Below are 11,057 nucleotides of genomic sequence, written 5' to 3' on the forward strand. Positions count from 1 at the left end.
GAAAAATGGATTACTGGTAAAAAGTATTTTATAATGGACGAGTATTATGAATCAAAGAAAGAAAATAACAAATAACTAATCAAGAAAATTGCGTGAAATCCAATATGAGGAATTTACACACAAATTTGGACTTGACTAAATAATGTGAAACATTTAAAGAAAGATTCCTTATTCAAGAACATTGCACAGATAATAGAAACAGCAAGAAATAAAGTTCGCAGAAGCGTTAATAGTACTTTAGTTTTAACTTATTGGCAAATTGGCAATACGATTGTAGAAGATGAACTCGAAGGTAATTATCGGGCAGATTATGGTAAAGAAATTCTACAATCACTTTCTGTTAAATTGACTGAACATTTCGGGAAGGGATTTGATGTAACAAATCTCAGAAAAATGAAGCAATTTTATTCGTTATTCCCAAAACAAGACGCAGTGAGTCTCGAATTGAGTTGGACATATTACCGTCATTTGTTAAGACTAGATAAGGAAGTAGCTCGAAAATGGTATATGCAAGAAGCAGCTAAAGTAAAATCAAAAGACGATAATCCTACAATAGGTCTAATATTATGTAGTAAAAAAAATGAAGTAGTTGCGAAATATTCAATTTTAGCAGAAAACAAACAACTTTTTGCCAGTAAATATAAATTTTATCTTCCTTCGGAAAAACAATTGACTAAAGAAATGACGAAAGAAAGAAACATAATTGAAAGTCTATTGGATAAAAATTAAATGAAAAATCCCTTTAAAACTCTGAATGTCGTTCTCAATTTTATGGGTTCACTCCTCATCGTTCTGGGTTTTATTATGCTTATTCCGATCATTATTGTTCTCATTTATGGTGAGTTCAAAACCGGATACACTACACTTTTTTCATTTCTTGCGGCATCGTCCTTAGCTTTGCTGCTTGGTTGGATTTTTCTAAGGTTTTTCAAGAGCGGCTCTACCAATCCGGTACAGGCGATTTTTATCTGCAGTTTAGGTTGGATCATCGTTTCGGCAGTTGGAGCAATTCCTTTTGTGATCGCTATAAAATCAAATTACTTGAATGCTTATTTTGAGACGATGAGCGGTTTTACGACGACGGGAATCACCATGTTTTCCGGTTTGGATTCAATGCCCAAAAGCATTTTGTTCTGGCGCTCTCTCACACAGTGGGTTGGCGGTTTGGGAATACTTACATTCTTCATCGCAGTGATGTCTCATGCCGGTGGAGCACATAAATTATTTGGTGCGGAAAGCCATAAAATTCAAACGCATCGTCCTGTTCCTGGTCTCAAAAACACGGTGAAAATTCTCTGGGCAATTTATATCATTTATACTCTATTTATTTTCATTAATCTCACCATCGCCGGATCTTCTGTTTTCGACAGCGTATGTCATAGTTTTACAGTGCTTTCTACCGGTGGTTTTTCGCCCTACGATGCCAGCATTGCTCATTATCAGCAAATCGGGCATCCGCATTATATCTGGATCGAATACATTTTTATTTTGGGAATGCTGCTGGGTGGAACGAACTTTTTGATCCATTTCAGAGTTCTGCGCGGTGATTTTAAAGCACTTCATGATAACCTCGAAATCCGCTACTGGTTTGGTTTCATTGGATTGTTTGTGGGACTTATTCTATTGGAAAGATTTTTGAATTTGATACCACATCATGAACTAACGAAAAATTTCTGGAAAACACTGGAAATGAATTTCCGCAACACACTTTTCCAGGTGAGTGCAATTATTACCACGACCGGATTTGGAACGGTCGATATCGGCAGCAGATTTTTTGGACATATGGCAAAGCAGCTTTTCCTGATAATGATGGTGATCGGCGGCTGTGTCGGTTCTACCGGTGGCGGTTTCAAAGTTTTGCGTATTGGAATTCTGATAAAACTTATAAAAAGAGAAATTCAAAGAGTTTTTACACCCAGAAAAGGTGTCAGCCAGGTTGTGATCGATAAAAAGATCATCGATAAAGATGAGATTTATCGAGTCAGTGCATTATTTTTTATGTGGATCGGGTTGCTTGTATTTGGCGGATTGGTAACTGCGCTGCTTTCACATCATGATAGTTACAGCTCGTTCAGCGGCATGTTCAGTGCTTTGGGAAATATCGGTCCCTGCTACATTCCTGTAAATGAAATGGTACTTTTGCATCCTATCATAAAAATCGTTTATATCTTTGGAATGCTGGCTGGAAGATTGGAAATTCTGCCGGTTTTACTGTTATTCAGCAGGAAGGCTTGGATCTATTAATCAAAAGAATTCCTTATTTTCTCCCCTGATTGAGGGGAGATGCCGAAGGCAAAGGGGTGAATAATGAAATTTATTGAAATAAACTTGGGAGGATAATATGTTTGTGATAATAGCCGGAGCCGGAGTTATCGGAGCTCGTGTTGCCAAAGTTCTGGTAGAGCATGATCATGATGTGGTGGTCATCGATATCGATAAAGATGTCTGTGAATCGATCTATTCTGAAACGGGTGCTATGACGATTCATAGTAGTGCAACCGATATTCGCACACTTTACGATGCCGGTGCCAAAAAAGCCGATATGATCGTGTGCCTGATGCGCAACGATGCCGATAATATTTCCTGTGCACTTCTGGCAAAAAGTCTGGGTTTGGAGCAGGTTGTTGCCCGGCTGCGCATTCCGCAATATAAACAGGCTTACCAAATTGCCGGAATTCAAAGTATTGTAGACATGTCTGAGCTGCTTCTGGATAGGATCATTATGGAAATTGAAAATCCCAAAGTAAAAAAAGTATTTACAGTTGGTGCAGAAAAGGCGGGAGTTTATGCAATTCATATAAATGAAGAAGCGAAAGTGGTGGGCCAAAAAATTAAGGATATTGCCCAGGATAAAAAATTTCCTGATGAAAGCGTTTTTATGGGAATTTACCGCAAAGAAATTGATGAATTTCTCATCCCCCGCGGCAATCATATCCTGAAAGAAAACGATCTGATCTTCATAGTTTCCAAAAGCGAATTTATTCAGCAGGCATCTGAATTCCTGACCGTGAAAGATAAGAAAAAGAGAAAAACCAGGGAGAAAGAAGCCTAAAATATTATCAATTTACGGCAGCGTTGAAGACTTTCCTGGATCGCTGCTACACGTTCATCAGAATATCTGGATTACTGGCTTTCAAACTTCTTTAAAAAAATGGAAAAGATCTAGCAGAACCATGCAGGTGATTTGATGGCAGATGATGCAGCTTCCAAAAATGCGGAAGTTCTGAAAAAAGCGGAGTAGATTGGCAGGAAATTATGAAGTTATTTGTCTAGTAATGAAATAAATTCATTAAATTTTTCTGTTTCTCCTTCTTTCGTTGACCATCGTTTTACTTCAGAAAGATTGATTTTATTATGTTTTGCAACCATTACAGCTTGATTTAAACATTGCCTATCGTTCCAAAAATAAAAAGAAGCCAATCTGTCTTTCACGCATTCTGTAGGTGAAATTATTCGTAATTCTCCTACAGCTGTTTTTATTATTTCTATCTCTTTGATAGCTTCTTCGCCCACAGCAAGAGGTCCGGGAGGAAATTCTATAAAAAGTTCTGTTTCGGGATGTTTGAAATATCTGTTTTTCTCTATAAAACCAATTTCTTTCAGATGTTTTTTCAATTCATTTCTTTTTGTGTAATAGGTTTCCACAAAGTCCAAATCCATCGAAACATACTGGTTTTGGGAATATATAGTAACACAACTTCCGCCGGTTAAAGTTATTTCAATTCCATATTTTTGCAGATGAGAACAAATATATGCTCCCAATTCTTTCACGTCCATTTCCTTGATACTTTTCATAAGTTCTTACCATTTCTTCTAGGACGACGGCGATTATTAATAAGAAGATCACGTTCTTTGTCAGGATAGAAAGCTAAAGTTTTTTCTAAAAGATTTTTCAATTCTTTTAGAAAAGGATAGCGCGGATTCAATTGGAAAATTTTTGTTCTCCCTTTTGATTGACTAATGAGAATGTTGCCGTTCTCTAAGTTGTTCAGTTGATTTAAAATAGGAGTTAACGGCGCTTCAAAAAAATCTGCAATCTCCTTTGCATAACCTTCTTCTCTGCAATAAAGAAAGATCAATACTCTCTCTTTATTTATTGAACCTAATAAATTTTCTAACATAAAAACCTCTTTTTAGTTATAAAAAACTAAATTATAGTTTATATAAACTGATTTTTAGTTAATTAATTATTTGATGATTTCTTGTAAAGTATTTTTATTTTATTGAAAAAGTAAGAAATTTTAATCGAAAGAATTCCTCGCTGCTCTGCATCGGGTTTTTCCAAATTTTCTCCTCTGTTTGAGGGGACATCCGGCAGTTGCCGGAGAGGGGTAAATAATGAAAATTCGATTTTCAGTTTGCTGAAATAAATTTAGCGAAATACACCTTGGCTCTGCCACGGTGATAGTCAAATTTAAGAATTTTACTTAATACTTTTACTTTGTTCGTGTAAGTTCGTTTTGTTTGCTGCTAAAATCATCAATTCAATTTCAGCTTGACGTTTGAACATAATAATAAAGAAAAGAATTTAGAATTTTTATGAATAATTTGGAGTTAATGTGAATTTTCAGGATATAATTCTTAAATTGCAGCATTTCTGGGCCCAAAACGGCTGTAATGTTCTGCAGCCTTACGACGAAAATATGGGAGCGGGAACTTTTCATCCTGCCACTTTTTTTGGTGCTTTGGGAGATAAACCAACTTCTGTAGCTTATGCCCAACCCTGCCGTCGACCCAAAGATGGCCGTTACGGCGAAAATCCCAATCGTCTGCAGCATTATTACCAGTTCCAGGTAATTATAAAACCATCACCCGATGATATTCAAACTTTGTATCTGCAGAGCTTGCAGGCTATCGGAATTCAAACCGAGAAGCACGATATTCGTTTTGTGGAAGATGACTGGGAAAGTCCAACTCTGGGAGCCTGGGGTTTGGGTTGGGAAGTCTGGCTGGACGGCATGGAAATTTCTCAATTCACCTATTTTCAGCAGGTGGGCGGAATCGAAGTTTTTCCCATCAGTGTGGAACTTACTTACGGTTTGGAACGGCTGGCAATGTATATTCAAGATGTGGATGATTTCAAAGAATTACAATGGAATGATACAACAAAATACGGTGAAATTTTCTTCGATAAAGAATTGGAATTTTCCGATTTCAATTTTAATGCAGGCGATGTGAAATCACTTTTTGCTGCTTTCAAAGATTACGAAAAACAGGTAGAATTCCTGATAGAAAAAAAGCTGGTTTATCCTGCTTATGATTATTTACTTAAATGTTCGCACACTTTCAATCTGCTGGATGCTCGCGGCGTTATCAGCGTTACTGAGCGAGCTGCTTATATTGGCAAGATCCGCTCGATGGCAAAAAAATGCGCAATTTTGTATATTGAAAAATATTCTTGATAAATGAAAACATTTGAAAAAGTATTTCCTTTCGTAAAAAAGAATATTCCGATCCTGATCGGTGGTATCATCCTGATCATTCTGATCGATGCGGGACAGCTTTTTACGATAAACATAATGCAGAGAGCTATCGACAGCATGAGTCAGGAAGGTTTCACAAAACAGACTTTGCTCTATTCTGCTTTGTGGATCGCAGGAATTACGATCACGATCACAATTCTTCGTTACTTCTGGCGCCTGGCTTTCGTGGGAACTGCCTGGACGATGGATCGTGATATTCGCCAGATGTACTACGATCATCTGTTGAAGCTTTCAGCGAATTTCTTCCATAAAACCAAAACCGGTGATCTGATGGCTTATGCCACCAACGATATGAATGCTGTTCGCATGCTGTTTGCTTTTGGATTTGTGATCGGTTGCGACATTTTAGTAATTGCCATTGCTTCGCTTTTTTTTATGGTCAATATCAGTTTGAAACTTACACTTCTGGCTGTTATTCCCACTCCGATCCTCAGCATTGTTATCATGGTATTTGGCCGGCAGATCCACCATCGTTTCCGCAAGGTTCAAAAAACTTTTGCCGAACTTAGCGGAAAAGTGCAGGAATCTATTTCCGGCATTCGCGTAGTAAAAGCGTTTGTGCAGGAAGAATCTGAACTGGAAAAAATGTCGGAATCAGCAATGGATTATGTGAACGATAATATCAGATTAGTGAAGATACATGCCATGTTCCATCCTATGATGTTTTTGATCATAAATATGTGTATGGGGATTATTCTGGTTTTCGGTGGAGAAGCAGCAATTTTAAATGATATTTCAATAGGTGAATTTGTGGCTTTTTTCCAATATCTGGGAATGCTGGTTTGGCCAATGATAGCAATAGGTTGGATCGTAAACCTTTTCCAAAGAGGAACAGCTTCTCTTAAAAGATTGAATTCGATTTTTGAGCAGGATCCGGAAATTTTTGATGAAGATATAGATCCTGAAATTAAAATTCTACATGGAGCTATCCGCTTTCAAAATCTGAGTTTTAATTATAAAGAAGGAAGTGCAGTAATTCTGGATGATATTTCCTTCCAGATAGAAGCTGGCAAAACTCTGGCAATCGTTGGTAAAACTGGCTGTGGAAAATCAACAATTATTGAATTGCTAACTCGAGTTTATAATCCTCCTGCAAATTCTGTCTTTATCGATGAACATGAATTATTTAAAATTCCTTTGAACACTCTTCGCAACAATATCGTAATGGTTCCACAGGAAATTTTCCTGTTTTCTGATACTGTGGCAAATAACATCAAATTGGGAAAAGCTGATGCTGATATGGAAGAAGTGATCGAAGTAACTAAGAAAGCTCAAGTTTATGATTCGATCCTGGAATTCGATAAAGGATTCGATACAATGGTTGGTGAACGCGGAGTAACTCTTTCCGGTGGACAAAAGCAGAGATTGGCAATTGCCCGGGCTCTTCTAACCAATCCAAATATATTGGTGTTGGACGATGCACTTTCTGCAGTAGATACAAAAACGGAAAAAAATATTCTGGATGATCTGATAAATTTGAGAAAAAACAAAACCACCATCATCATTTCACATCGTATTTCATCTATTCAGCACGCAGATAAGATTATTGTTTTGAATAATGCCAAGATAGAAGAAGAAGGCAGCCACGAAGAACTTCTTCAAGATTGCGGAATTTATCGCGATCTCTATGAAAAACAGCAGATCGAAGAGAAGTTATCATGAGTAAGATTGAAGTGTTTAAAACCCCCTTTATCCCCTTTAATAGGGGGAGAGTAAGGAAACTCAGAAAAATATCTGCAATTCAAATTTTCTCTCCTGAGAAGGGGAGATGTTCTGTTTTGCATCATTTTAAGCTTTTGCAGAACAGAGGGGTTTATCTTTCATGAGTAAAATTGAAAAAGGTTTAAGCGAAGACACACTTACTGGAAAGATCTACGATAAAGATCTTTTCAAGCGGCTTATTCGCTACATGAAACCATATAAAATTTATGTGGTTATCTCTTTCATTTTACTTCTGCTCATTACTGGAACAAATCTGCTGGCACCTGTCATTACTCAAAAAGCTGTCGATGGAGTTATCCTTTCCAATAACGATCTTGTGATTTTTGATGATGTTGAAAGCAAAAGTGAATTTATTACAAATTATCCCCGCATTCCTGTTACGGAATACAAATATGAAGGTAAATATTATCTGATATTTCCACATAGAAAGATTAATTTTATTTCAAAAGAAAAAATTACCGAATTACAAAATAAAGAAATTCTCTATCTTAAAATAATTGTACTAAATAATACTGATAAAATACGAAATATTCTTGGAGATGTAGAGTTTTATAAAATTTCAAACTCAGAATTGGCAGTAAAAAATTCCGATCTGGAGGAATTGAAGAAAACAATATCCAAAGAAGAATTGAAATCACTGAGAAATAAAGATATCGATCAATTGAAAATATTTGGTGGAATCTTCTTCCTGGTAATTTCTCTGCAGCTGGTTTTCACCTATTTTCAGGTTTATCTGGTAAATTTTGCAGCGCAGCATGCTATGTATGATCTGCGCCGAGATTTGTTTTACAGGCTTGCCAGAATGCCGCTTTCTTTTTTCGATAAAAACCCGATTGGTAGATTGGTAACTCGTGTAACAAATGATATCGGAACTTTGAACGAAATGTTGGGAAATGGCCTGATACAGCTTATTCAGGAGGTTTTCGTTCTGATAGGAATTATGATTGCCATGCTGATCTACGATTACAAATTGGCTCTGGTAACTTTTTCTATTCTTCCAGTCACGATCATGCTTTTTACTATTTTCATCAATCGCAGCCGTAAACTTTATCGTCTTGTTCGACAAAAACTGGCTAATATAAACGCTACACTTGCCGAGGATATTTCCGGTTTCAAGATCATTCAGCTTTTCAATCAATATAAAAGAAAAGTCAGCGAATTTGCTGAGATCAATCGTGAGTATTATATGGCCTCCCGATCCATGATGAAATTGTTTGCTTTCTTTCGTCCGCTGATCAATTCGACTCGTCGTCTGGCAGTTGCTATTTTGCTTTGGTATGGTGGTGGACAGATCATTCAGAACCAAATTTCTCTGGGAGTTTTTATGGCCTTCCTGTGGTATTTGGATCGCTTCTTTGAACCGATAAATCATCTCAGTGAAAAATTCAATATTCTACAGGCTGCTATGAGTGGTTCGGAACGGATTTTTGATCTGATGGACAAAGATATCGAAGACTATCGTTTGGATAATGGCGGTGGAAAAACCGGTAAAAATCTGAAAGGTGAGATCGAATTTAAAAACGTTTGGTTGCGTTATAATGATAACGGAGATGTGCTGAAAGATATTTCCTTCAAGGTAAAACCGGGAGAAAAGGTTGCTCTGGTTGGTCATACAGGTTCCGGTAAAACTTCCATAATTAGTATTTTGGCTGGATTGTATCCATTCCAGAAAGGACAAATTCTGGTAGATGGCAGAGATATTCGTGAATACAGTTTACAAGAAATTAGGCAGAATATCGGAATTGTGCAGCAAGATGTTTTTCTGTTTTCCGGAACGATAAAAGACAATATTGTGCTAAATAATCAATCGATTTCTGATGAAGAAATGCAGACGGTTGCGCGTTATGTAAATGTTCATGATTTCATTATCAATCAACCTGATAAATACATGGAACCGGTTATGGAACGCGGTTCTACATTCAGTGTTGGTCAGCGTCAGCTCATTGCATTTGCACGTGTACTGGCTTACGATCCGGTAATTTTTGTGCTGGACGAAGCTACTTCCAATATCGATACCGAAACAGAAATTCTGATTCAGGATGCTCTGAAGAAACTGATGCAAAATAGGACTTCCATCATTATCGCTCATCGACTTTCCACGATTCAACACGTAGATCGTATCATCGTGCTGCACAAAGGTGAAATCGTGGAAGAAGGAAATCATCAGGAACTACTGGCCAAAGAAGGTCTTTATTACGATTTGTATAGATTGCAGTATCAATAAAGTTTATTTAACCGCAGATAAACACGGATGAAAAAATCTCTTGAGTTCTTCTAATGAATTCATTCATGGGAAAATGTAAAAAATATTTTATTGTAACCATTGTAATGATTTCTATTTTTTTTTGAAACGGTTAAAACCGTTGAAATTTTTTATTTCTAAAATCTTATTGACCACGAATAAATTCGTGGGCTTTTGGGGACTCAAAAAAAAAATTACGCCGAAAATCTGCATAGATTTTAAAAGATACAGTAAAGCCGTCATATTGAGGTATCTCATAGCTTTGCTTGGGAAGGATCTCGTGAAATCTCATGCAGCTTTGCTTATCGGTTTATATTGAGATTATTCCTTACTGTGACGGCGTAGTCAAACGTAGCCACAAGAACAACGTACGAAACACACCCCACGACTAAAGTCGTACCCCTCTCAAGATGGGAATTTGTCTGAATTGCTGAAAAATCTATCAAAACGAAAAAAATAGAAAAATCTATTCGTCAAATCCTGGACGAACAAAACTTCGAGCATTGGGAAATTGCCTTTCACCAACGTTTTTCATTTTCTTCAAAATGCTGATAATTTGCAAAATCTCTTTTTCATGAAGTGGAATTAAATGCATTAATAGATTCCAGGCTGCCAAAGATCGGTCAATTCCAATTAAAGCCACTTTAGCCGAACCTTTCATATCATGTTTTGATGTAAAATCGTTATCATCGATTCCCTGAAAAGATCTTCTGAACTTTACCTCAATTTGATATTGATACCAGTAGATAACTTCAATTACATTTTCTAATTCTGTTTTTTTTTGTTCAATTTTCTCAACAGTTTCCAAATCGCCAAAGTGTTGTTCTTCAAACCAGGATTTAGTTAATTCTTCATATTTCTTACAAAGTTTTATCAAAAATTGATTATCAGAATTGTGCATGGAAGGTAAATCAATTTCATCATCCAGGTTATCAAGATCGATTCCGTATTCTTCTGCTTTTTCGTAGATCAGTTCAAAAGTGTTTTTGAATATGTCACCTAATTTTTTCCAGAACTGCTCATTTCTGATATCAAGATCTTTCATATCTGAATATCGTTCTTCTCCACTAATAAAATTTGCACATCTGGAAGTGTAAGCACATCTTTCACACCAGCTATCACAATAATTATAAATTCCAGGAATAAAATTTGGGTTTTTTACAATTTTCGAGATTTTCCGCATTCCTATTTCCCCTTTCTTTTATAGCGGAATAATTTGTTCCAGGATTTGTTTCGCAGCGAAGGCCTGTAAGCAATTGAAGGCAGCGTTCCAAAACTAAGATAACGTACATCTTCGATTGTATAAAAGGCATTAGGATTATATTTTTTTACAGTTTCAATTATGTAATCAATATTTTTACGACGAACTGGAAGGAATATTATATCCACTTTTCCACTGTTTGCCTGCGCTGGAACATCTGTTACAGAAAAGCCTTTTTCACGCAGATCATCGACCAGTTCTTTAGCTTTTTTTGGTTCTTTTTAGAAAAGAGTGGGTGAAGTTAAAAAAGTAGTTGAAGAAAAAAAAGCTATGAAGAAATTTTCCTCTAAAAAATAAATGGGGGAAAAATGTATAAAGAATTATTTGAACAGGCTCTTCATATAGAGTC

Annotated in this window: 10 protein-coding genes; 6 read left to right on the forward strand and 4 right to left on the reverse strand. The window is 36.5% G+C overall.

The genetic code is table 11. From position 1 onward, the window contains the following. The first annotated feature begins 144 nt into the window (after positions 1-144). The 3 genes from K9N40_11855 to K9N40_11865 all read left to right on the forward strand — a co-directional run bounded on the left by K9N40_11855 (position 145) and on the right by K9N40_11865 (position 3,052). Positions 145-729: a PDDEXK nuclease domain-containing protein gene (locus tag K9N40_11855; protein ID MCF7815162.1), complete on the forward strand. Its 585-nt coding sequence runs from the start codon at positions 145-147 to the stop codon at positions 727-729. Beyond that, the gene (locus tag K9N40_11860; GenBank protein ID MCF7815163.1) at positions 730-2,244 is read left to right on the forward strand and encodes a TrkH family potassium uptake protein; all 1,515 of its coding nucleotides are present in this window, start codon (positions 730-732) and stop codon (positions 2,242-2,244) included. Positions 2,245-2,341: 97 nt separating this feature from the next. Further along, a complete protein-coding gene (locus tag K9N40_11865) occupies positions 2,342-3,052 on the forward strand; it encodes a TrkA family potassium uptake protein (protein ID MCF7815164.1) in 711 nt (236 codons plus the stop codon). Positions 3,053-3,261: 209 nt separating this feature from the next. Here the strand turns inward: K9N40_11865 and K9N40_11870 are convergent, their stop codons facing one another. Next, positions 3,262-3,795 carry a hypothetical protein gene (locus K9N40_11870; GenBank protein ID MCF7815165.1) on the reverse strand — a complete coding sequence of 178 codons (534 nt, stop codon included), beginning with the start codon at positions 3,793-3,795 and terminating at the stop codon, positions 3,262-3,264. Beyond that, entirely contained in the window at positions 3,792-4,121 is a 330-nt protein-coding gene (locus K9N40_11875) for a winged helix-turn-helix domain-containing protein (GenBank protein ID MCF7815166.1), read from the reverse strand. Before K9N40_11875 ends, K9N40_11870 begins: the two co-directional genes overlap by 4 nt. A 438-nt stretch (positions 4,122-4,559) precedes the next feature. On the opposite strand from K9N40_11875, the gene K9N40_11880 reads away from it, so the two are divergent. From K9N40_11880 to K9N40_11890, 3 genes are all read left to right on the forward strand, one after another. Continuing rightward, complete coding sequence (locus K9N40_11880; protein ID MCF7815167.1) at positions 4,560-5,402, forward strand: glycine--tRNA ligase subunit alpha; 843 nt, start codon at positions 4,560-4,562, stop codon at positions 5,400-5,402. A 3-nt stretch (positions 5,403-5,405) separates the two neighbouring features. Further along, positions 5,406-7,145 carry an ABC transporter ATP-binding protein/permease gene (locus tag K9N40_11885; GenBank protein ID MCF7815168.1) on the forward strand — a complete coding sequence of 580 codons (1,740 nt, stop codon included), beginning with the start codon at positions 5,406-5,408 and terminating at the stop codon, positions 7,143-7,145. 160 nt (positions 7,146-7,305) lie between these two features. After that, complete coding sequence (locus K9N40_11890; GenBank protein MCF7815169.1) at positions 7,306-9,429, forward strand: ABC transporter ATP-binding protein/permease; 2,124 nt, start codon at positions 7,306-7,308, stop codon at positions 9,427-9,429. A 484-nt stretch (positions 9,430-9,913) separates the two neighbouring features. On the opposite strand, the gene K9N40_11895 is transcribed toward K9N40_11890, so the two are convergent. Both K9N40_11895 and K9N40_11900 read right to left on the reverse strand, forming a co-directional pair. Beyond that, positions 9,914-10,630: a hypothetical protein gene (locus K9N40_11895; protein ID MCF7815170.1), complete on the reverse strand. Its 717-nt coding sequence runs from the start codon at positions 10,628-10,630 to the stop codon at positions 9,914-9,916. A 2-nt stretch (positions 10,631-10,632) separates the two neighbouring features. After that, positions 10,633-10,836 carry a DUF2179 domain-containing protein gene (locus K9N40_11900; GenBank protein MCF7815171.1) on the reverse strand — a complete coding sequence of 68 codons (204 nt, stop codon included), beginning with the start codon at positions 10,834-10,836 and terminating at the stop codon, positions 10,633-10,635. Between the last annotated feature and the right edge of the window lie 221 nt (positions 10,837-11,057).

The sequence above is a fragment of the Candidatus Cloacimonadota bacterium genome (assembly GCA_021734245.1).
Lineage (GTDB): Bacteria > Cloacimonadota > Cloacimonadia > Cloacimonadales > TCS61 > B137-G9.